19 protein-coding genes and 1 pseudogene are annotated in these 21,472 nt (G+C 50.0%); 5 read left to right on the top strand and 15 right to left on the bottom strand.

Annotated elements, in window-relative coordinates:
- The first annotated feature begins 23 nt into the window (after positions 1-23).
- The gene (locus NXT09_RS16815; RefSeq protein WP_268580626.1) at positions 24-569 is read left to right on the top strand and encodes a hypothetical protein; all 546 of its coding nucleotides are present in this window, start codon (positions 24-26) and stop codon (positions 567-569) included.
- A 46-nt stretch (positions 570-615) separates the two neighbouring features.
- On the opposite strand, the gene NXT09_RS16810 is transcribed toward NXT09_RS16815, so the two are convergent.
- The 4 genes and pseudogenes from NXT09_RS16810 to NXT09_RS16795 form a co-directional block, all read right to left on the bottom strand.
- Entirely contained in the window at positions 616-1,173 is a 558-nt protein-coding gene (locus tag NXT09_RS16810) for a hypothetical protein (RefSeq protein ID WP_268580625.1), read from the bottom strand.
- Positions 1,174-1,504: 331 nt separating this feature from the next.
- Positions 1,505-1,807 carry a hypothetical protein gene (locus tag NXT09_RS16805; protein WP_268580624.1) on the bottom strand — a complete coding sequence of 101 codons (303 nt, stop codon included), beginning with the start codon at positions 1,805-1,807 and terminating at the stop codon, positions 1,505-1,507.
- Between the two features lie 424 nt (positions 1,808-2,231).
- Complete coding sequence (locus tag NXT09_RS16800) at positions 2,232-5,381, bottom strand: metallophosphoesterase (RefSeq protein ID WP_268580623.1); 3,150 nt, start codon at positions 5,379-5,381, stop codon at positions 2,232-2,234.
- 340 nt (positions 5,382-5,721) lie between these two features.
- A pseudogene (locus tag NXT09_RS16795) lies at positions 5,722-5,958 on the bottom strand (endoribonuclease YicC domain-containing protein); the annotation flags it as partial.
- Between the two features lie 120 nt (positions 5,959-6,078).
- Here NXT09_RS16795 and abiEi point away from each other — a divergent pair.
- Complete coding sequence (gene abiEi / locus NXT09_RS16790) at positions 6,079-6,603, top strand: type IV toxin-antitoxin system AbiEi family antitoxin (protein ID WP_095993166.1); 525 nt, start codon at positions 6,079-6,081, stop codon at positions 6,601-6,603.
- A gap of 28 nt (positions 6,604-6,631) precedes the next feature.
- The gene (locus NXT09_RS16785) at positions 6,632-7,519 is read left to right on the top strand and encodes a nucleotidyl transferase AbiEii/AbiGii toxin family protein (protein ID WP_268580622.1); all 888 of its coding nucleotides are present in this window, start codon (positions 6,632-6,634) and stop codon (positions 7,517-7,519) included.
- A 104-nt stretch (positions 7,520-7,623) separates the two neighbouring features.
- Here NXT09_RS16785 and NXT09_RS16780 read toward each other — a convergent pair whose 3' ends face one another.
- From NXT09_RS16780 to ycjG, 10 genes are all read right to left on the bottom strand, one after another.
- Positions 7,624-8,487 (bottom strand): YicC/YloC family endoribonuclease, encoded by an 864-nt coding sequence (locus NXT09_RS16780; protein WP_268580621.1) that lies wholly within the window; start codon positions 8,485-8,487, stop codon positions 7,624-7,626.
- A 97-nt stretch (positions 8,488-8,584) separates the two neighbouring features.
- Positions 8,585-9,493, bottom strand: coding sequence for a LysR family transcriptional regulator (locus NXT09_RS16775; protein ID WP_039474568.1), 909 nt, complete (start codon positions 9,491-9,493; stop codon positions 8,585-8,587).
- Between the two features lie 212 nt (positions 9,494-9,705).
- Positions 9,706-10,653, bottom strand: a complete 948-nt coding sequence (locus NXT09_RS16770; protein WP_268580620.1) for an isoaspartyl peptidase/L-asparaginase family protein — start codon at positions 10,651-10,653, stop codon at positions 9,706-9,708.
- 59 nt (positions 10,654-10,712) lie between these two features.
- A complete protein-coding gene (locus tag NXT09_RS16765) occupies positions 10,713-11,534 on the bottom strand; it encodes a M55 family metallopeptidase (RefSeq protein ID WP_268580698.1) in 822 nt (273 codons plus the stop codon).
- Positions 11,535-11,560: 26 nt separating this feature from the next.
- The gene (locus NXT09_RS16760; RefSeq protein ID WP_370690963.1) at positions 11,561-12,637 is read right to left on the bottom strand and encodes a DmpA family aminopeptidase; all 1,077 of its coding nucleotides are present in this window, start codon (positions 12,635-12,637) and stop codon (positions 11,561-11,563) included.
- 8 nt (positions 12,638-12,645) lie between these two features.
- Positions 12,646-13,545, bottom strand: coding sequence for an ABC transporter permease subunit (locus NXT09_RS16755; RefSeq protein ID WP_014913739.1), 900 nt, complete (start codon positions 13,543-13,545; stop codon positions 12,646-12,648).
- Positions 13,546-13,553: 8 nt separating this feature from the next.
- Entirely contained in the window at positions 13,554-14,474 is a 921-nt protein-coding gene (locus NXT09_RS16750) for an ABC transporter permease (protein WP_014913740.1), read from the bottom strand.
- An 18-nt stretch (positions 14,475-14,492) separates the two neighbouring features.
- Positions 14,493-16,034 (bottom strand): glutathione ABC transporter substrate-binding protein, encoded by a 1,542-nt coding sequence (locus NXT09_RS16745; RefSeq protein WP_268580619.1) that lies wholly within the window; start codon positions 16,032-16,034, stop codon positions 14,493-14,495.
- Between the two features lie 101 nt (positions 16,035-16,135).
- The gene (locus tag NXT09_RS16740; protein WP_268580696.1) at positions 16,136-18,007 is read right to left on the bottom strand and encodes an ABC transporter ATP-binding protein; all 1,872 of its coding nucleotides are present in this window, start codon (positions 18,005-18,007) and stop codon (positions 16,136-16,138) included.
- Between the two features lie 44 nt (positions 18,008-18,051).
- Positions 18,052-19,017, bottom strand: a complete 966-nt coding sequence (ycjG, locus tag NXT09_RS16735; protein WP_174867029.1) for an L-Ala-D/L-Glu epimerase — start codon at positions 19,015-19,017, stop codon at positions 18,052-18,054.
- Between the two features lie 204 nt (positions 19,018-19,221).
- Between ycjG and rph the strand changes: the two genes are divergently transcribed.
- Positions 19,222-19,938, top strand: coding sequence for a ribonuclease PH (gene rph, locus NXT09_RS16730; RefSeq protein WP_014913743.1), 717 nt, complete (start codon positions 19,222-19,224; stop codon positions 19,936-19,938).
- Between the two features lie 206 nt (positions 19,939-20,144).
- Positions 20,145-20,786, top strand: coding sequence for an orotate phosphoribosyltransferase (gene pyrE / locus NXT09_RS16725; protein ID WP_129709149.1), 642 nt, complete (start codon positions 20,145-20,147; stop codon positions 20,784-20,786).
- 60 nt (positions 20,787-20,846) lie between these two features.
- On the opposite strand, the gene slmA is transcribed toward pyrE, so the two are convergent.
- On the bottom strand, positions 20,847-21,443 hold the full coding sequence (gene slmA / locus NXT09_RS16720; protein WP_005967978.1) for a nucleoid occlusion factor SlmA: 597 nt from the start codon (positions 21,441-21,443) through the stop codon (positions 20,847-20,849).
- Positions 21,444-21,472 lie beyond the last annotated feature (29 nt).

Raw genomic sequence — 21,472 nt, 5'->3', positions numbered from 1 at the left:
TTTTATAAAGGTAAGGGATGGTTATGTTTGGGAAAATATTTCTGATAGGAATCAGTGCGGTATTAGTCAGCGGATGTTCGGTTGCGACCTATAGTCATAAACTGGAGGATTATCAGGGTGCTGACCGCGTGGGTATGACGTTCGATAACCGCAATCTCGACTATGTTCGCGTTTATCCGACGACCGACAGATGTATTAATATTGATGCACCAGAAAATGGCTATACCAATAATGCATTTGGGTTCCAAACTAAACTTAATAATAAAGAACTCGGCTTCCCTGAAATTCCAGAAACACCAACGATGATCCGTGAGTTTTGGGTCAGCGCGCAACACAATATTGCGGTCAGAATGATTGCTGGCAATGGCGGATTTAGTACCGTGACGTTTAAACCCGTGGTCGGGAATTACTATTATGTCACCGGCGAGTATGTCGGGCCGTATTCACCACGACGTATCGAAGTCTACGAAGTGTTCAAAACCGAAAAAGGCTACTATGACCGCCGACCCGTCAAAGATTTGATGCTGAAAAACTGCGGCCAATTTTCTTCCAGAATGCAGAAATTCTAATGCCGCTCTCGGCCAGACGTGATCTGTCTGGCCGCCTCAACTGAGTTTACGTCAGCTGTTTCCCGGTAAACGTACCGGCATACCAGGCATCCATGACCGATAGCAGGTTTTTCACTTCATCCACGGTCAGGCCGTACGAGTCGGCGTTTTCATGGGGTTTAACGACAAGTAGCTGAACATCAGCACGCGTATGCAGATAATCGAACTGATATTGCACTTCTCTGTTGTCATACAGACTTCCGCCAACGTTTCCGGCTTTGCGTAACTGAGCGATCTGTTTATCCTTCGCGGCCGGATCTTGCGCCCAAATCAGGAAATCACGCAGCGGCTGTGTCTGCCGGGCAAAATCATCTCGCGTGAAGCCAAAATAGGCGTAACGCTTTCTGACCACTAACGCAATTTTGCTCTTATCATCGGATATCTTGACGTCAAAATATCGCTTACCCACAGTACAGTCGCGGAATTTAGGCTTGTAGTCACAGGCGGAAAGATTCTCGGCTTCATACACTTCGTAAAGACGCAGCGTGGCGTATTTATCGAAGGTGGTTATCGCCTGACAGCCGGTTAAGGCAAGAAGAATGAAGGGGAGGACGAGATAACGCATGTCGGTTGTGTTTCCCTGTTTTGTTGCGGGTGATGATGTTCCTGAGATGGTGTTTAGTGGCGGCTTTTGGCATCGACATAGTTGATAACCATCATAATTTTCCATTTAACATGTCGATAGTTTCGTCTTTATTCAAATCATTAAAATTATCTGGGGCTGAAACCTGAGCTCTCATAAAACCAATACTAGGGCTGTCGGTTTTATTGGCGTGTGTTGATAAGGACAGAATAGCTGTAAATGTCTCTATATTTAGGCGAAATAAGGACAAAACGCCAGCCAATAAGGACAGTTTGTAGGAAAGTTGTCCTTATTAAGCTCTGATAGGGACAATTTAGGTTAGGTTTGCCGTGTGAGCTGATGTGGCTTGTTCACTGATTACCAGCAATGCCGGAATCAAATGTGCACAGGTGCTGAAATAGGCGCTGAGGTGTTGCAACTGCTCCGTGGTGGTTTCTGCGACCAGCGATTCGCTTACATACTGTAAACCGTGGCACAACCCTTCAACCGACTCCGCAGCGATTGCGCCGAAGTCGTCACGTTGAGTACGACTCAGGTGTTCAATGGATAGCGAAGTGATCAAATCTCGGAAAACGGTAATGGAACTATCGGTAGCGGCGGCATTTATGGTGGTCATTGGCGATCCTCCTTGAAAGTCAGTACCGCCAATTGTTGATGCTTTTTACGGGTTCAGATACTACGAGTTTCGTAGTGAGTTATCTCAATCGAAAAGAAAGTAATCTAACTGCATTTAGAAATAATATATTTTCTGGATATTAAATAGGTTATTTTACTTTTATGGGATTGACTAAATGCATAATTTATAAATAATTTTATAATGTTTTGTATTTTTATAAAACGGGTTGAATAATTGTTTCATTAAGGGTTTAATTCATCCCCCTCTAAATTTTATTTATATTTCTATCCTATATTTTTGGTCTTTAATTTATTTCGCCTGATTATTTGTATAAATAAAAAGAATGCTCGTAGATTTATTTTTTAGGTGGTAACTATAGGGGTAAGATAAAACTGCCTTCTACGAAGGCAGCTTTTTACTATTTTTAATTTATCTTTGCGAGGCTTTCAATCACAGATTTAGTCAATTTAACTCTTCCTTTTGATATAAGTGTTTGGATTGAATTCTTAAGGAACCTATGATCATCACTTCCTAGTTGATAATATGTATTTATCATCTGGTTAAGTTTGATAAATAGAGAGTCAGCTATCAGGTTGCTTTTTATTTTCATTAGTTCCCCCACACAGTTTCTTATATTTAAATCGTTATTATCCATAAGTGCATAGTATAAGATAGCTCTCGATAATGGCTCGTTTTCATCCTTGATTGATAATTTTAAAATTGTTGCCATTCTCGGTTTTTTAGACATTAAATCTTGACTAATTAAAGTCTGTATATAATTAGGCATCGCCGACCTTACCAATGGAAGAATGTTTTTTATTGCTAGTATGAAATCATTGATGTCATCATCCGTAAGTTTTTCTCCTTGCGATGAAATATCTTTTAGTTTTTTTTCTAGCATCGGGATAACTATATTTACATCAGTGGTTAATATGACTGATTTCATTATAAATATATAGTTTCCAATAATTCTAGAAAACACAGACATAAGTTTTTCTTTATCCATTGATAATTCTATGTTTCTAAATACTCTTGAAAAAAGAGATAGTATTTGCATGAATTCTTTTAATTTATCATCTGTGTCTTGTTCTTTCTTTGAAATAAATATTTGTTTATGAGATTCCGAGCGGTTTTCTAATGGAGAAATTGCGTCCATTTTATCATCTATTACATCTCTATCAGCCCTGACTTCCTCTATTTCAGCTAAGAATATTTCTGCTTTTTTAGAGACGCTATTGAGTATTGGTGTATCGGTTATATCAAAATCAGTCATTTTGTTTACATCAACTTTATGTAAATCAAACATTAAATTTGATATTTCTTGTTTTTTACTTTCTAGATGTCTATCTATTATCTCGATTGTATCAAATTTAGATGCGTTGCGTGCCGAGTAATACTCAATTATTTTGTCGCATTTTATTAAATTACCAGTATTTATAATCCCTTCTTTTAGGGTATTATCGTGATCCATAAAATACGCTAATGAATAATATATAAAGCAAGGTTGTGAGAAGTAATAATTTTCTCCATCTTTTTTTAAAAGACCGCTGGATATAAGGGGGTCAATATATCCATTCACATCGAAAGAATATAGTGTTTGGTCATTGAAATTTAAAGCTATTTTTGTGATTTGATTTTTTGACAAAGATGATGTTTCTTCTTCGTAGTAATTTTTTGCAAGAAAACCTAAAAAATGCATTAATTCTTTGTATTGAGGTTGTGATTTTTCTTTGTTTATGCAGTGCTTCTTAAGAAGTATTTCAATAAAGTTTTCAATAATATCAGCTTCAGTCAAAATCCCTTGGATTTCACTTTTTAATTCATAAATAGTTAATAACATTGAGTAGATAAAATAGTTGTGTGGTAATTGAGAGTTTTCAACTAATTTGTTTATTTCTCTAAATAATAAATTCTTGTGCGGATTTAAATAGCTTTCATCCCATTTGGAGACTATGTCTCTAACATTTTTTCTTTTTAGCTGTCCAAGAGAGGTGAAAGAATAATTTGGAAGATTGATGTTTGTTAATCTATCATTAATTCCATGGATATTTATTTGGTCTATACTAAATACATACTTACATTTGCTATATTCTTTAATGAAATTAAATACATGTTCATTATCTTCAAAGCTAGAATGGTCAATGTTATCAAAATATATAATGGCATATCCATTACATAGCATTCTTTTTATTTTTTCTTCAAAAGATGTGTTTAATTCTGTGGCAAAATATTGAGATATAATTTCTTGTAATACTTTATTTTTTGACTTTGGTTTTTTACCCTTGCAGTCATAATAGAAAGAGAATCTTGAAAAATCTCGATTTACTTGTTTCTCTAAACTTTTGGTAAATAAATATTTAAGAACGGATGTTTTACCGGAATAAGCCCCCCCAACTATAATGATACTTTCATCGCTCTCATTTATTTGTTCAGTATTAGTTATTTTCGCTTCTAAATGAGGCATCACATCTACTGGATGGAAGTTAGGCTCGGAATAAAATTTCATTAAACTTTTCTTTTTATCATCAGAGTATCCAATATTTATAAGATGATCTTTATCTACCTTAGTTAGGATATTAGATGAGATTTCTGAAAACTTATCTGAATCAAAAGTCAGTGAGTTTTCAGTTGAAAAATCAAAAACACCATTCTGACCATAGTCAGACCAGTAATCATAAGTGAAATTGGATTTGTTAAATTTTCTATAAATTACTTTACCATCTGATATATCATTTTTGTTGTTTAAAATAACACATGAATAACCAGATACATCTTCTCTATAATCTAAAGTCCCTGCTTGAAGAAATATTGTTATGTCCTCATTGAAATTTGATTCTCTTATTTGTTTGAACTCATGCATATGACCAAAAAACATCAGTCCAACCCTTTTTTCTATAAATGAACTAAATTGAACTCTGTCATTTTGATTTAACCAATCTAAAGGGTGGTGTGTTAATAATATTATTTTTGCTGAGTTGGGTATTTTGGCTGTAGCTCGATCAATCTGCTTTTTAGTAATAAATAGCATCTCTTTATCTTTGTCATCCATACATAACCATGCACTGTTAATAAATAGAAGATATAGGTCATTAGATATTTTTTTTGTTTTTAATAGGATCTCTGAAGTAAGATAATTATTTTCATTCAGAGAGGCTTCATATTTTTTGTAATTATTTAATCTGTTCCAATTCTCACTTCCATTATTAACAGCATCAAAAAGTTTTTCTAGAAAGTCACTATCAGTGCTCCGATTACTTTTCTCAAATAAATTAATGTCTTTTCTGCTAATATCATGATTCCCAGGTAAGATATGAAATTCACTGGGTGATATAGATAGTTCATCTATGATTTTTTTTCTTACATGAATATCGAAAAGATCAAATTCTTGGGTGGTTCCAGAAAAAACAAGATCTCCTGTGAAAAATACAGTGTCAAATTTAATATTTTCTTTTTTTTCTATTAGCTTTATATCATCTATTAAATAGTTAATTATTTTTATACTTTCTTCATAATGAAATCCGTACTTGGGATTTTCTGATAAATGTAAATCTGATATGTGAATGATGTTTTTCATTTCTTATCTCTAATTGTTTATATGGTTTTAAGCGAGAGTGATTTTTTTGCATAAAGGATTGTTTTATTAAATATCCAAGTAAATACTTAATTCTTGGTTTTTTGGGTTTATTATTTTATAAAATCCATAAGAGTTGGAACATCCCATTTGGTATAAAATAGTTTATATATACAATAAAAATACAATAAAAGACAACAAATTCCTTTTCCTAAGTACAGATAATTTTTCAGAAAAACCAGCCGAAAGTTCTGAGTAGAAATCTTATGGCGTATAAGCTATAAAAAAGCCATTATTTACAATGGCTTTTGCGTGGTTGGGCAATTGTATAGCACTTGAAACGTTACTCAATATTCTGAATCTGTTCCCGCATTTGCTCGATCAGCACTTTCAGTTCAATCGCTGATGCGGTGACGTCGGCGTTGATGGATTTCGAGGCCAGCGTGTTCGATTCGCGGTTGAATTCCTGCATCATGAAGTCGAGGCGGCGGCCGACGGCTTCTTCTTTTTTCAGGATCTTGTAGGTTTCTTTGACGTGAGCGTCGAGACGGTCGAGTTCTTCCGAGATGTCGACGCGCTGACCGGTAGAATATGCCCGTATGCTGACAACTTATTACGTAACAATCTGTAGACCTTTTCTTGCACAGGTCTAGTATTAGGTCTACACTACATTACTTATTTGGTAATGTAGTGTAGACCTATGGCTAAATCTGATGAGCTATTAAACGCGTTGGCTAAAGCAGTAAACGCTGGTGGTGGCATTCACAGTGTAACAGAGCTGGCTTTTATGCAGGGTGTGCCTTGTGACTCGGCCTTTAGAAAGTTCCTGGCAGATTGCGTAAAGAAGGGGTTGCTAAGACGAGTGGTGAAAGGCTTCTATGAAAGTGTTATTACACCACCTGAGCCTGAGACTGCCATTTATAAAATCATCAAAAAGTTGCGCAGCGGCGTATTGAGCTACATCAGCTTAGAAAGTCAGCTCAGTCATACCGGTGATATTTCACAAGTTGTGATGGGTAGAGTCACTGTGGTGACTAAAGGTCGAAGTGGTTGTTTTGATACGCCTTATGGCGTGATCGAGTTTACCCATACTAAAAAGCCAGTCGAGCAAATTGCACCTAATTTGTATTATGACCCCGACATCAAAATGTATCGCGCATACAAGGAACAAGCGATTGCAGATCTAAAACACTGCCAGCGCAATCTACATATGTTGGAGAGCTAAGCATGGGGGAGTGTATGGGAGATAACGTATGCTGAAGCAACAAATTCGCCAAATTGTCCAGTCAAACCCTGACTATGCCGCAGTGACACCCGTCATAGAAAAAGAGATCTTGCATCATGACATTATGGATGTGCTGATCAAACAGGGCGTCATGCAGCGGTTAACGTTCATTGGCGGCACCTCATTACGAATGTGTTACAACAGCAGCAGGCTATCAGAAGATCTTGATTTCAATGGTGGTCATGATTTCAAGCCCTCAGCGTTTGAGGGGCTGGAGTCCGAAATCCAAACCTATATTCAGAACAAGTATGAAACCGAAGTTTGGGTAAACAAACCTTCTGGCGAGCAGCAAGGGGATACCGTTTCTTGGAAAATTAGTATCGTAAAAGAAGCTAATCGTCCTGATTTGCCACGGCAAAAAATGCATATTGACGTCTGTGCTATTCCGTCATTTGATATTGAAAAGCGCCCGCTAATCAATCATTACGACATCGTTGTACCGACTGAAGGAATTTTGGTTCCGGTACAGTCGTTACAAGAAACATTGGCCGATAAGTTGATCGCGTTAGCGTATCGGGCAAGGCGTATTAAACCTCGTGATATCTGGGATATCGTTTGGATTAAGCAGCGCGGTATTGATTTATCCAAGACACTGGTTGAAAAGAAGCTCACCGCCAGACAGAAGCAAACAGAAGACTTTCGACAGGCGCTGTCTATTCAGTTAGCCAAGCTGATGTTGGAAGATGAAGTCCGTGACGACTTCAATATGGAAATGAGCCGCTTTATCCCTAAGCCAATTAAAGAGAGAACTCTCGATAATCCTGAATATTGGGCTTATGTTCAGGGCGAGGTGCATGCCATCGCGTCTGAGTTACTGAATGACGGAGCACCAAAAAATCCATTTGATATGGGTTAGCCCCATGTTTTCTTCCTCCATCATAAAACAAAAAAGGCCATGATTTACAATGGCCTTTTTATCCAGGTAAGACTTAGTGAGACAACGCGAGATCGCGTGAAACGTTACTCAATATTCTGAATCTGTTCCCGCATTTGCTCGATCAGCACTTTCAATTCAATGGCGGAGGCGGTGACGTCGGCGTTGATGGATTTCGAGGCCAGCGTGTTCGATTCGCGGTTGAATTCCTGCATCATGAAGTCGAGGCGGCGGCCGACGGCTTCTTCTTTTTTCAGGATTTTGTAGGTTTCTTTGACATGAGCGTCGAGACGGTCGAGTTCTTCGGCGACGTCAACGCGCTGTGCCATCAGCACCAGTTCCTGTTCCAGACGGTTATTTTCCAGCTGCACCTGTGCATCTTCCAGCTTGCTTTGCAGGCGTTCGCGCTGCCATAGCAGGATGTTTGGCATCTGGGCGCGCACTTTGACAACTTCGGCGCTGACGCCAGCCAGACGCTGTTCGATCAGTCCTTTCAGCGCATTGCCTTCGCTTTCACGGGCGGCGATGAAATCATCCAACGCGCCTTCCAGCGCGCTCAGCAGTTCGGCGCTGATGGCGTCCAGATCCTGCTCTTCTGCCGACATCACGCCGGGCCAGCGCAGGATATCAACCGGGTTGATTTCCCCTTCGTCGCTCTGCATTTTGACCCAGTTGGCGGCATTAACCAGCTGTTTAGCCAGCTTTTCGTTCAGGATCAGCGCACTTTGTGCACTTGGGTCGAGTTCAAAACGCAGGTTGCATTCGATTTTGCCACGGGTTAAACGGGCGCGGATGCGCTCACGCGCGACAGGTTCGAGGCTGCGGAATTGTTCCGGTAAACGAAGATAGGTTTCCAGATAGCGCTGGTTAACGGAACGCAGTTCCCAGGCTGCGCTTCCCCAGTTGCCCTTGATTTCTCGGCGGGCGTAAGCGGTCATGCTGCGAATCATTGGTGCATACCTGTAAAGCAAATGATGAGAAGGATTATAGCGTTGAGTCCCGCGCAGGGGATAGAAAAAACCGCCTGCCCGGTTCCACCGTCGAGAATCAGGCGGCGTAAAGCAGCGTCTCGTTTTGTCTGGCGATGTCGCGACAGCGGTTTTTCATCATCTGTTTCAGCTGTAGCGTCGCCTGTGATTGTGGGTTATCACGGCGGCTGATCAGCGTGACTTCAAAAGGCAGCGGCTGGTCGATAGGGACGATCTTGAGCTGATCGGCATAGCGACAGGCGGTAAAGAGATCGACGATGCCCGTACCGCCGCCCGCCAGCACCATGTCAGCAATCACCGAGTAGGTTTTGATGTAGAGCGAAGCCGCTGGCTGTAGCGCTCTGTCGCGCAGCGCACGGTGTAGCACCTGACCGAGCGGATCCTTATGCTGCATCATCAGCAGATTGTTGTTGCACAGCCATTCCAGCGAGACTGGGCCGTTTATCGGGCTGTCTTTCGGCAACAGAGCGACCATCGTGGACTGGAACAGCGGCTCTGCCAGCAGCTCGGACGGCACCTGCTGACCAAAGATCAGCGCGAAATCGAGCTGGTTTTGCAGGATGTTCTGGCACAGCGTGCTGAAGTGCTCGGTGACGAGTTCAACGTTAACCAAGGCCGCCTGCTTATGAAATTCCACCAGCGTTGGGGCCACGATCATCTGCCCGAATGCGTGTGCTGCACCCAGCCGTACGGAGTGGGCCTTGCTGGTTTTGATTTGTTCGGTAAGTGAACTGATGCTTTGCAGATGGCTGAAAAGCTCCTGCACTTTCGGTATCAGGCGCAGCCCTTCTTCGGTGGCGATCATTCCCTGTGTGCGACGTTCAAACAGGGAAAAACCGAGCTGCTGTTCTGCGTGATTCAATACCCGGCTGACGTTCGGCTGCGACACGTTGAGCAAGCGGGCAGCGCCGCTGATGGTGCCTGCCTGAACAATGGCCTGGAAGATTTCAATATGGCGTAGTCGCATGAGTGCAGGCTCCGGCTGACGCTTTCTGGTGAGCGTCGTATGAGTAATAATCAAAATGCCTGCAATTATTACGCCAGTTTCTAATTTCGTTCCTGCCCGGCCAGCGGCGTTTCTTAATAATAGCCTTGCACAATTATAGTGCGCAATGCTCCATAATTGTGCGTTATGGTCGAAAGTGGTGCAATTCGACCTGTCTATGTAGGGCGACAGATTTAGCGATAAATATCGGCGACGGGGGCTTCTCCCACATAGCCATAGCCGCGGTACATCCCTTCGCTGTTAAACGGCAGGGCAATGTTGCCCGCTTTATCGACGGCAATCAGTCCGCCGCTGCCGTCCATCTGCACCAGTTTCTCCATCACTACGCGATCGCTGGCCTGCTGTAGCGTGAGTCCGGCATATTCCATCAGCGCCGAGACATCATAGGCGGCGACGGCACGCATAAAGACTTCACCGGTGCCAGTGCAGGAAACGGCTACCGTCTGGTTATTGGCGTAGCAGCCTGCGCCGATGATGGGACTGTCGCCCACGCGTCCGGCCTGTTTGTTGGTCATGCCGCCCGTTGAGGTTGCTGCTGCAAGATTCCCCGCACTGTCGAGTGCTACCGCGCCGACGGTGCCGAACTTACGGTCGGGATCGATAGGGTCGTTCTGACCGTCATGGTCGAGGATGACGCGGCCTGAGCCTGCCTGCGCGTTATGCAGCTGCTGGCGGCGTTCGTCGGTGGAGAAAAACGCCGGATCGACCATTTCCAGGCCGTGCTGCTGTGCAAAGGCTTCCGCGCCGTCGGCGGTAAACATCACATGCTGACTGGCTTCGAGTACGGTACGCGCGGCCAAAATCGGGTTACGGATATGGCTGACGCAACTGACCGCGCCGGCATCCAACGAGCGTCCGTCCATGATGCTGGCGTCCAGTTCGTGGGTTTCCGCGTGGGTAAAGACCGAGCCGTGTCCGGCATTGAATAACGGACATTCTTCCAACAGGCGAACGGCTTCCGTTACGGCATCCAATGCGCTGCCGTTTTCAGCCAGAATGCGTTGTCCGCTGGCGACAATCTCGGACAATGCGGCCAGGTAGCGTTGCTCTTTTTCAGCACTCATAGCTGAGCGGGTCAGCGCACCTGCGCCACCGTGGATCACAATCACGGGCTTTGTCATGCGATAAATTCTCTTTTCAATCGGTTTACGCCCCGGAATAAGGGGCGGATAAACTGGAATCAGTTTTGCGTTGTCGCCAGATAGGAAAAGGCACCCAACAGGCTGGTGATTTCCCGCATGCTCTGCGCCGTATAACCTACGGTTATGGCATCCAAACGTTCAACGTTCGGCAGCAGACAGAATAGATCGGCCAGTACCGGTTTTGCCACCATCAGTTCGAGGCGGTAGGGTGCCTGAATCCGCGAGTTCAGCGTCCGGTGTGCTTTTTCCACCGCCGCTTTTGCCGCGTCACGAATTACCTGACGCGCCTGTTCAGTGCTGAGAGATTCGGCCGCGTGCTGCGAAATAGCACGTTTGACGCAGGCATAGTCTGTTGCAGGGTAGCAGCGGGCGATCCAGCTCTGGAGCGTGTCGTCACCGCTGACCAGCCAGAGCGGCGTCTTCTGTTCCACACCAGCGGCAGCGTAGATGTCGCTCTCGCCCATGATTTCGCCGTTGATACGCACGCGGTAGAACGCACGACCGTTGATGGTATGCGACAGCACGCCGAACTCGCCTGCGGCGCTGTGGTAGCCGATGAACATCAGGCCATCGAACTGCTGTTGCTCCAGTCCTTCGACCATCGAATAGCCGCGCGGTTTGCCCTGTACCAGTCGGGCGCGGGCGTCGATGTTTTCCGCACGCAGATTGACCATTGCCGCATGGCTGTCGGCGACCACCACCTCTGTTGCGCCACCCGCGAACGCGCCGTCAATGGCGGCGTTCACTTCCTGCTCCATCAGGCCACGTGCCAGTTGATATTCCGCGGTGCCGGGGCTGCACTGTTCTGGGCGCATCACGCCAGCGATCCCTTCGATATCAGCAGAGATAAACACTTTCATCATCAGTTTCCTACGGGAGAATTTGCTTATGGATAAAGAGTCGCAGCCAGCCGATCCAACGCCTGTGGCAGCGTCGGGCGGTGATGGCCGCGAAAACCGGTCACGGCGTCTGCCTGAAGCATGGCGTCGAGCACTGCGTGTTCAGTCGCATCGGCGGCGGCGCTTAACAGCGATTCAAGCTGTGCATCCTCCGGCGGTTGCGGCTGTGGGCAGGTGGAGAACGCGACGGCGATATCACCGGAACCGTGTCCCCAATAGCTGCCGAGCCGGCCTAATCCTGCACCCGCACGTTTGGCGATGCGCTTGAGCTGGCGGGCATCGAGTGGGGCATCCGTCGCCATGATAATGATGATCGATCCGGCGTCCTGCTGCGGCGCGAGCTCGGGCAGGATAGGCGCGATAGCGTCGCCCATCTGCACGCCGTCTAGCGTTAGCGCAGAAAGCGTGCCGAAGTTTGCCAGCACCAGCACGCCGAGCGTGGCATTCAATTCGGGAATCAGGCGCGATGCGGTGCCGATGCCGCCTTTCAGACTAAAGCAGCTCATGCCGCGTCCAGCGCCGACGCTGCCGCGTGCGAAGCTGTCTGCGGCACTGTCCAGCGCCTGTCGTGCCATGTGTTCCGTCACCGCCAGCGCCTGAATGTCGTTCAGCCAGCCGTCGTTGCACTCTAGCGCCAACGGGTTCACTGTCGGCAGCGTGCGACCCAGTTCAGGATTGCGGGCAATCGCATCGCGCACCAGCGCGGTAAACAGCGTACCGGTCGCCAGCGTGTTGCTGAGCAGGATGGGCGTTTGCAGTAATCCCAATTCTTCGATCTGTACCAGTCCTACGGGTTTGGCGAAGCCGTTCAGTACCGCTGCTCCGCAGGGCAGTGGCTGGGTGAACAGGTTCTCGCCGGGCGGCACAATCGCCGTGACGCCGGTTTGCACTTCGCCTGCCGCCAGCGTGCAGTGGCCGACACGCACGCCTGCCACATCACTGATACTGTTATGCGGTCCGCTGGCCGAGCGCGGCGTACCCAATTGCCGCGTCGTTTTCCAGCGTTTTAGCAATAGCGCCTGCTGCTGCTGGTGATAGTCGTTCATCTGGTGATCGCCGTGCATCGCCTTCCTCAGCTTTTCAGTTTGGGATCAAGCGTATCACGCAGCGCATCCCCGAGCAGGTTAAACGCCAGCACGGTGAAGAAAATCGCCAGACCTGGGAATACGCTAACGTGCCAGGCGCCTGCCATCATCAGGCTGCGGCTCATCGCCAGAATGTTGCCCCATTCCGGTACGTCCGGCTCTGGGCCAAGGCCGATGAAGCTCAGGCCTGCCGCGGTCAGGATGCTGGTACCGATACGCATGGTGAAATAGACGATCACGTTAGGCAGCGTGCCGGGCAGAATGTGGCGCATCAGCACGATGCGATCCGGCGCACCGGCGCAGCGTACCGCTTCCACATAAGCTGCCTGTTTCAGCGACAGCGTAGAAGCACGCACGATGCGGGCGAAGACCGGTACGCTGAAGACTGCGACGGCGATAATCACGTTATTCAGGCCGGGGCCGAGGATCGCGACGACCGCAATCGCCAGCAGCATGCCGGGGAAAGCGAACAGCACGTCGGAACCGCGCATGATCAGCGTATCTACCCAGCGGCCGTAGTAGCCTGCCAGCAGGCCGAGCACGATGCCGACCAGCATGCCTAGCGTGACGGAAAAGATGCCGATATATAACGAGATGCGTGCGCCGTAGATGATACGGCTCATCACATCGCGTCCGAGATCGTCAGTGCCCATCCAGTGCGCCGCTGAAGGCGGTGAAGCCAGCGCCATCCAGTCGGGCTCCATTGGGTTCCACGGTGCCAGCCAGGGGGCGAAAATGGCGACCACTACCAGCAGCAGGACGAAGCCGCTGGAAATTAGCGCCATCGGGTTACGGATAAAGACCTGAACGAAGTCGCGCCACGGCGAACGTATCGTCTCTTCATCAAGCGTGGCAACGGCCACGACGGGTTCGGGAGGAAGGTTCATCGTGTCTCCTAACGTAGGCGAATCGCCGGATTGACCACCGCGTACAGCAGGTCGACCAACAGGTTAATGACAATAAATTCAAACACGAACAGCATCACCAGCGCCTGAATGACCGGCTGATCCTGCGTCTTGATTGATTCAATCAGCAGCCAGCCGAGACCCGGCCAGCTAAACACGCTTTCGACCACGATGGAGCCACCGAGCAGGAAGCCGAATTGCAGCCCCAGCATGGTGATGACCGGAATCAGCGCGTTACGCATCACGTGCTTCCAGGTGACCAGCCGATTGCGCAGCCCCTTGGAGCGAGCGGTACGGACGTAGTCTTCCTGTGCGACTTCCAGAAACGCGGAGCGGGTAAAGCGTGCCATAACGGCAGCTACCGATGCCCCGAGTGTCAGCGCAGGCAGAATGATGTCGCTGGGCTGATTGAAGCCGCTGACGGAAAAGACGCCGAACGGCATGGCGACAAACTGAATCAGCAGCAGACCGAGCCAGAACGGCGGCATGGAAATCCCGCCGACCGCAAAGCTCATCAGCGTCCAGTCCTGCCATTTGCCCCGCTTGAGTGCGGAAACCACACCAATCAGCAGACCGAGCAGCACCGACCAGACAAAGCCAGCAAGTGCCAGCCACATGGTGGGCATAAAGCTCTTGCTGATGACGTCGATAACCGGCTGCTGGGTGCGGTACGTCACACCCAGATCGCCACTGAACAGGCCGCCGAGCCAGTGGACATACTGCTGCGGCAGCGGGTCGTTCAATCCTAGCTGCTGACGAGCGGCTTCCACCGCTTCAATCGTCGCGTCAGCACCGGCGTAAATACGTGCCGGGTCACCCGGCAACAGTTTTATAAAACCGAACACTAACAGGGAGACCACCAGTAGAACCGGGATCATTTCCAGCAAACGTCGGACGATATAAGCAAACATGGCGTTCTCCCTGACCGATTACTTAAATTCAGCCTGATCGAAGATCAGTGAGCCATCAGCCAGCATGTACACGCCGTCGAGGTTCTTGGTTTTGCCGACAACGTTATCCGGCGAGCCCAGGAAGACCACAGGTGCATCCTGCCAAATCTGACGCTGTGCATCAGCGTAAGCCGCGGCACGTTTGTCGGCATCGGCCGTCGCCAACCCAGCGGTAATCGCTTTATCCGTTACCGAATTGCTGTAGTAGGAGACGTTATACGCAACCGGAACCCAGGACTCTGTCGCGAACAGCGGACGCAGCGCCCAGTCGGCATCACCGGTAGACGGAGACCAGCCGTTGTAGAACAGGTCAAATTCGGCGTCTTTCGGATCTTTTACGCCAAACAGCTTGGCGTTACGCATCCCGGAATCCATCGGGGTGACGGTGACTTTGATGCCGACCTGCTCTAACTGCTGTTTGAAGAACTGCGCGCTACGGATGTAGTCGGTGCGGTTCGTTGTCCACAGCTTCAGGCTCAGGCCGTTGGAGTAGCCCGCTTCTTTCAGCAGCGCCTTGGCTTTTTCTGGGTTATAGGTGTAGTTCGGCGAGGTTTGGCGTGCGAAGAACTGCACGTCCGGTGCCATCGCAGAAGAGGCAGGAACGCCCATGCCGGCAAAGCCGACTTTCAGCCAGATGTCGCGGTTGATGGCGTAGTTAAGCGCCTGACGCACGCGGATATCGTTCAGCGGTGGACGCAGGTTGTTCATCGCCAGCCAGAATTGATAAATACTCGGGTCGCGCTGAATCGCCAGCTTGCTGTCGTTTTGTACGGTGCCGATCAGATCGGAAGGCAGTGGATAAACGGCATCCACCTGACCGGATTTCAGGGACGCCACGCGGGTGGAGTCTTCCGGCGTTGGGTAGAAGGTCACGCTGTCGACTTTTGGCCAGCCTTTCTGCCAGTAGTTGTCGAATTTCACCAGCTTCACGTCTTTGCCCTGCTGCCATTCGGTGAATTTGAACGGGCCAGTACCGACCGGATTCACGCGCAGCTGTGCTTCGTCTGGGTATTTCTTCAGCGCTTCCGGGCTGTGCATAACGGCAGACGGGTGCGCCAGCGTGTTCACAAAGGCACCGAAAGATTTGTTCAGCTCGATTTTGACCTGTGTCGGCGACAGCACGGTGACGCTTTGCACCATGTTAAACAGGCTGTTGCGCTTTAAGCCTTTGCTCTGATCGGCCAGACGGTCAAGGTTAGCTTTAACGGCGTCGGCGTTGAACGGCGCGCCGTCCTGGAAGGTGATACCTTCGCGCAGCGTAATGACGAACTCGGTGGCGGTGTCATTACTGGTGTAGCCCGTTGCCAGACGCGGCACCAGCTTCATTTTATTATCGAACTGGAACAGGCGCTCGAAGATGCCGCTCTGAATGGAGTAGCTCAGCGTATCCGAGGTATCGTGCGGGTCGAGCCCGGTGATATCGGCATAGATGGAAATGCGAAGGTCTTGCGCCTGGGCTACAGCCGCCAGACACAGTGAGAGCCCGAGGGCAACGGCAGAGCGGCGAACGAATGGCTTCATGGTTTCTCTCCTGGTCAGCATTGAACGTGTGTTGTGTTTTATAAATATGTTGTGTTTTATGGCTATTTTTTGTGGCTATTTTCTTGTCATGACGTCGTGTTTCAGGCTGCCGATTCGTTGTCGGCGACCCAGTGCTGCGGCGCAACCTCTCGGTAGCGCGTTTTGGCGACGGCCTCGCCTGCTTTACGCAAGGGTGAGGGGATTTCGCTGTCGTCAAACTGGCGTGTGCCGCGACGCGTTGGGTCGGCAATCGGAACCGAGGCCAACAGGCGGCGGGTATACGGATGCTGCGGGTCGTTAAACACCGACTGGCGCGGGCCGATCTCCACAATCTGGCCGAGGTACATCACCGCGACGCGGTTGGCGATACGCTCGACGACGGCCATATCGTGCGAGATGAAAATCCACGACACGCCGGTTTTCTTCTGGAGATCCATCATTAGGTTGACGACCTGCGCCTGAATTGACACATCGAGCGCCGAAACGGCTTCGTCAGCAATGATGACCTGTGGCTGTAGCGCCATGGCACGGGCAATCGCGATACGCTGACGCTGCCCGCCGGAAAACTCGTGTGGGTAACGGCGTGCGTGCTCTGGCAGTAGACCGACGCTTTTTAACAGTGCCTGCACCTGCGGTGTCGCTTCTTCCAGCGATTTCACCAGCCCGTGCAGCAGCAGCGGTTCGGCGATGGTGAAGCCGACCGTCAGGCGCGGGTTGAGCGAGGCGTACGGGTCTTGAAACACCATCTGCATTTCCCGGCGCAGCGGTTGGAAATCCCGCTCTTTCATCTGAGAAATTTCGTTACCCTGAAAATGAATGCTTTCAGCTTGGCTCTGTACCAGACGCAGTAGCGCGCGTCCGGTGGTGGATTTGCCACAGCCGCTTTCCCCCACGATAGCCAGCGTTTCGCCCGGCCAGACGTTGAAATCAATCTGCTCTACCGCATGAACGTGGTGAGTGATGGTGGATAAAATCCCGCTGCGCATCGGGTAATACACCCGTAACCCGCGAATATCCAACAGCGGTTCGGCATCATAGCGGGCGGTAACCTGCTCACTATTTTCCGGATCGGCAGCCTGTCCCAGTAAAGGAAAGCGCTTTGGCCAGAGGCTATCGCGCATGTCGCCCAGCTTCGGTACGGCGGCCAGCAGCGATTGGGTATAAGGATGTTGTGGTGCGGCAAAAATCTGTTCGACGGTGCCTTGCTCCACGATCTCGCCGCGGTACATCACCACCACGCGGTCGGCGATTTCCGCCACCACACCCATGTCGTGGGTGATAAACAGCACCGACATGTCGCTCTGCTGTTGCAGGTCGCGCAGGATTTGCAGAATGCGTGCCTGCACGGTGACGTCCAGCGCGGTGGTCGGTTCATCGGCAATCAACAGCTGCGGATCGCAGGCCAGCGCCTGTGCAATCATCACACGCTGACGCATTCCGCCGGATAGTGAGTGCGGGTAGCTTTTCATCACGCGATCAACATCTGCGATGCGCACCTTGTGCAGTAGCTCACGGGCTTTTTTGTCCGCGCTGGCGGCATCGCAGATTTTGTGATCAAGCAACGCTTCGGTGAGCTGATCGCCGACTTTCAGTACCGGATTAAGCGATGTCATCGGTTCCTGGAAAATCATGGCGAGATCGCGACCGCGCAGCTTACGACGCGCTTCCGCTTTCATGCTCAGCAGGTCATGCTGCTTGCCGTCGCGTGCGGTGAACCGGAGCGCACCGCGTTCGATGTTGGCAGAATCTGCCAGCAGCCCCATCACGGCGAGTGACGTCACGGACTTGCCTGAACCACTTTCGCCGACCACGGCGACCACTTCCCCTTTATTTACGGTAAAGGAAATGCCTTTTAGCGCCTGATGCGTGCCGGAACGGCCGCTAAAGCTGACGCTCAGATCGTCGATTTCCAGTACAGGCCTGGGGGCGTTACCGGGTGCTGTGGCGGCACCCGCGTGCATGATATCCGTCATGGTCACTCCGGTTGAGGGTTTGATGGTTACGGCGGTTGATGGCGTCATAGCCAAATTCGGCCAAGGTTATAGGTCAGATAAGGCGAACTGTCGGCGGCCAACCAAATAGGGCCGTCGAGATCGACGTGTTCGGCATCGGCGGCGACGGGCAGGGCGGCTTCCATCGCCATTGACGAGCCCAGCGTGCAGCCGACCATAATGCGCAGGCCGTGAAAGTGGGCTTCGCGCACCATCGCCAGCGCTTCAGTCAGTCCGCCACACTTGTCCAGCTTGATGTTGATCATGTCGTAACGACGGCGCAGCCCGACGATGTCTCCGCTGTGGCGGCAGCTTTCGTCCGCGCAGATCGGAATCGGGTGAGAAAACCGCTGTAAATCCTCGTCCTTACCGACAGGAAGCGGTTGCTCAATCATGGCGACCTGATAAGGCAGCAGAGCGGTGGACAAGCTATGTAAATCCAGTCCGCTCCAGCTCGCTCTCGCGTCGATAATCAATCTGGCGTTCGGCGCGGCAGCACGAATGGCGGCGACTTTCTCCAGGATCAGTTCGCGATCCAGTTTTATTTTCAGCAGCAGAGCGCCGTGGGAAACGGCATTGGAGGCGGCAGCGGCCATTCTCTCCACGCTGTCGAGCGCCAACGTTTGCGCACAGACCACGGACGTAGGGGGATGAATGCCGATGCGCTGCCACAGCGTCTGTTTTTCCAATGCTGTGTTGAGCCGCCACAGGGCGCAGTCCAGTGCATTTCTGGCCGCACCCGGCGATAAGTCTTTCTGGAGCTGTTCGATGGTCAGGCCGTGTTCTATTGCCTCACGGACCGCAGAGAGCTGGCGACATACGCTGTCGGCGGACTCGCCATAATGGGCGACTGGCGTACATTCGCCTTGTCCAATAAATCCTTTTTCTTCCAACGCGACGCGGATAACGGTGACCGCACGACGCGTCCCGTTTTCAGCCGCCATAGGACGGGCTAGTGGCAGATTGACCGTTTCAATTTGCATATGCCGCATCATGATTTTTTCTCATCAACGCTCAGGGGATGAATGGACTATTTCATGATGCATCATCACTGACGAATACTTGTTCATCAGTAGGGTATAACCTCAGGTTATACCATAAGTTCAAGGTATGGCTTTCTGATGCCGCTTTCCCGCAACGTGAGTGATTTCGTGTATAATACGCGGCAGTTTTCATTGACCCACCGGAGATGAGCCATGCGCCCAACAGGCCGAAGTGCACAGCAAGTACGCCCCCTTACATTCACCCGTCATTACACGAAACACGCTGAAGGTTCCGTTTTAGTCGAATTTGGCGATACCAAAGTGTTATGCAATGCCACGGTAGAAGAGGGTGTTCCGCGCTTTCTGAAAGGCCAGGGACAAGGGTGGGTCACCGCCGAATATGGCATGCTGCCGCGTGCGACGCACAGCCGTAACTCGCGTGAAGCCGCCAAAGGTAAGCAGGGCGGACGGACGCTAGAGATTCAGCGCTTGATTGCACGTTCCCTGCGTGCGGCAATCGACCTGAAAGTGCTCGGCGAATACACCATTACGCTCGACTGCGATGTCTTGCAGGCGGACGGCGGCACGCGTACGGCGTCCATCACCGGTGCCTGCGTGGCGCTGGCCGATGCGCTGAACCAGATGGTTGCCAAGGGTAAGCTGAAAAAGAACCCGATGAAGGGCATGATCGCCGCCGTTTCCGTCGGCATCGTGAACGGCGAAGCGCTGTGCGATCTGGAATACGTGGAAGATTCCGCTGCGGAAACCGACATGAATGTGGTCATGACCGAAGACGGTCGCATGATTGAAGTGCAAGGGACGGCCGAAGGCGAGCCGTTCAGCCACGAAGAATTGCTCACCCTGCTGGCGCTAGCCCGAGGGGGAATTGATACCATCGTTCAGGCGCAGAAAGCCGCCTTAATCGATTGATTTTATAAGCGACCAATTGGTCGCTTTTTTATACCCGTCATACTTCAAGCTGCATGTGCGTTGGCCTTCCTCGCTCACCCCAGTCACTTACTTGTGTAAGCTCCTGGGGACTCACTGCGTCGCCGCCTTCCTGCAACTCGAATTATTTAGGGTATATATAAATTACTCAACAACGTGATTAATTCGTAAGACGAGGAGATGCAGTAATGAAAGCCTACCAGCGCCAGTTTATTGAGTTTGCACTCAGCAAGCAGGTATTGAAGTTCGGCGAGTTCACCCTGAAATCCGGGCGTATCAGTCCCTATTTCTTCAACGCCGGGCTGTTTAATACCGGGCGTGACCTGGCCTTACTGGGGCGTTTTTATGCGGCAGCGCTGGTGGATTCTGGCGTGGAGTTCGATTTGCTGTTCGGACCGGCTTACAAAGGTATTCCGATTGCGACTACCGCTGCTGTCGCGCTGGCAGAACATCACGATCGTGACCTGCCGTACTGCTTCAACCGCAAAGAAGCTAAAGACCACGGTGAGGGCGGCAGCTTGGTTGGCAGTCCGTTACAGGGCCGTGTGATGCTGGTAGATGACGTGATTACGGCAGGTACGGCGATTCGCGAATCGATGGAAATCATCGGTGCGCACGGGGCGACACTGGCGGGTGTGATGATTGCGCTGGATCGTCAGGAACGCGGTCGTGCTGATTTATCCGCGATTCAGGAAGTTGAACGCGACTATCAGTGCAAGGTGATTTCGATTATTACGCTGAAGGAGCTGATTGCCTATCTGGCGGAAAAACCAGAAATGGCAGCGCATCTGGATGCGGTGAAAGCCTATCGTGAGCAGTACGGGATTTAAGGTTGTGAGTCAGGAACCCGCCAAAAACATCTGGCGGGTTTTAAGATCTAAGAGCGGTGCTTAGTTCAGCTGTGCGGCCAGCAGCGGCCAGCGGGTGTCGAATTCCTGTGTCGGACGATAGCGGAATTCAGAGCGAATGAAGCGCGACAGCATCCCTTCGCAAAACGCTAACAGCTGGCTAGCCAACAGCGTTTCATCATGCTGGAAACCTTTACCATCGCGTAGCTTATGCTCGCGCAACACCTGACGCAGTTGCGATTCAATACGCTCAAACAGCTGGTTGATGCGACCCTGCAAGCGATCCTGTTCAAACATCAGCGCGTGACCGGTCATGATGCGAGTCAGCCCTGGATTTCGTTCCGCAAACCCTAAAATAAGCAGCAAAATCAGACGAAGACGATTAAACGTTTCTTTTTCGTCTTGCAGAATCAGGTTAATGCGGGTGGTCAGGCTATCCTCAATAAATTCAATCAGGCTATCAAACATCCGCGTTTTACTGGGGAAGTGCCGGTAGAGCGCTGCTTCGGACACGCCGACATTCGCAGCCAGTTTTGCCGTGGTGATGCGTTGGCTACCGTCGCTGGATTCCAGCATCTGCGCAAGCGCCTGCAAAATCTCCTCGCGGCGATTCCTTTTCGTATTTTCTTTTTCTGCCATGTCTGAAAAGACCCTTGCTAAATATTTGA

It is taken from the genome of Pectobacterium jejuense (assembly GCF_026800125.1).
GTDB lineage: Bacteria > Pseudomonadota > Gammaproteobacteria > Enterobacterales > Enterobacteriaceae > Pectobacterium > Pectobacterium jejuense.
Note: the sequence above shows the minus strand (reverse complement) of the source record. Positions and strands in the feature narration are given on the sequence as shown.

Bases quoted from the DNA above. Each gene is read 5' to 3' on its own strand.
- NXT09_RS16760 (WP_370690963.1), bottom strand. From the start codon at position 12,637: ATGCACGGCGATCACCAGATGAACGACTATCACCAGCAGCAGCAGGCG.
- NXT09_RS16815 (WP_268580626.1), top strand. From the start codon at position 24: ATGTTTGGGAAAATATTTCTGATAGGAATCAGTGCGGTATTAGTCAGC.
- NXT09_RS16780 (WP_268580621.1), bottom strand. From the start codon at position 8,487: ATGATTCGCAGCATGACCGCTTACGCCCGCCGAGAAATCAAGGGCAAC.
- NXT09_RS16775 (WP_039474568.1), bottom strand. From the start codon at position 9,493: ATGCGACTACGCCATATTGAAATCTTCCAGGCCATTGTTCAGGCAGGC.
- abiEi (WP_095993166.1), top strand. From the start codon at position 6,079: ATGGCTAAATCTGATGAGCTATTAAACGCGTTGGCTAAAGCAGTAAAC.
- NXT09_RS16805 (WP_268580624.1), bottom strand. From the start codon at position 1,807: ATGACCACCATAAATGCCGCCGCTACCGATAGTTCCATTACCGTTTTC.
- NXT09_RS16810 (WP_268580625.1), bottom strand. From the start codon at position 1,173: ATGCGTTATCTCGTCCTCCCCTTCATTCTTCTTGCCTTAACCGGCTGT.
- ycjG (WP_174867029.1), bottom strand. From the start codon at position 19,017: ATGCGGCATATGCAAATTGAAACGGTCAATCTGCCACTAGCCCGTCCT.
- NXT09_RS16755 (WP_014913739.1), bottom strand. From the start codon at position 13,545: ATGAACCTTCCTCCCGAACCCGTCGTGGCCGTTGCCACGCTTGATGAA.
- rph (WP_014913743.1), top strand. From the start codon at position 19,222: ATGCGCCCAACAGGCCGAAGTGCACAGCAAGTACGCCCCCTTACATTC.
- NXT09_RS16800 (WP_268580623.1), bottom strand. From the start codon at position 5,381: ATGAAAAACATCATTCACATATCAGATTTACATTTATCAGAAAATCCC.
- NXT09_RS16765 (WP_268580698.1), bottom strand. From the start codon at position 11,534: ATGAAAGTGTTTATCTCTGCTGATATCGAAGGGATCGCTGGCGTGATG.
- NXT09_RS16770 (WP_268580620.1), bottom strand. From the start codon at position 10,653: ATGACAAAGCCCGTGATTGTGATCCACGGTGGCGCAGGTGCGCTGACC.
- NXT09_RS16785 (WP_268580622.1), top strand. From the start codon at position 6,632: ATGCTGAAGCAACAAATTCGCCAAATTGTCCAGTCAAACCCTGACTAT.
- NXT09_RS16750 (WP_014913740.1), bottom strand. From the start codon at position 14,474: ATGTTTGCTTATATCGTCCGACGTTTGCTGGAAATGATCCCGGTTCTA.
- NXT09_RS16745 (WP_268580619.1), bottom strand. From the start codon at position 16,034: ATGAAGCCATTCGTTCGCCGCTCTGCCGTTGCCCTCGGGCTCTCACTG.
- NXT09_RS16740 (WP_268580696.1), bottom strand. From the start codon at position 18,007: ATGACGGATATCATGCACGCGGGTGCCGCCACAGCACCCGGTAACGCC.
- pyrE (WP_129709149.1), top strand. From the start codon at position 20,145: ATGAAAGCCTACCAGCGCCAGTTTATTGAGTTTGCACTCAGCAAGCAG.
- slmA (WP_005967978.1), bottom strand. From the start codon at position 21,443: ATGGCAGAAAAAGAAAATACGAAAAGGAATCGCCGCGAGGAGATTTTG.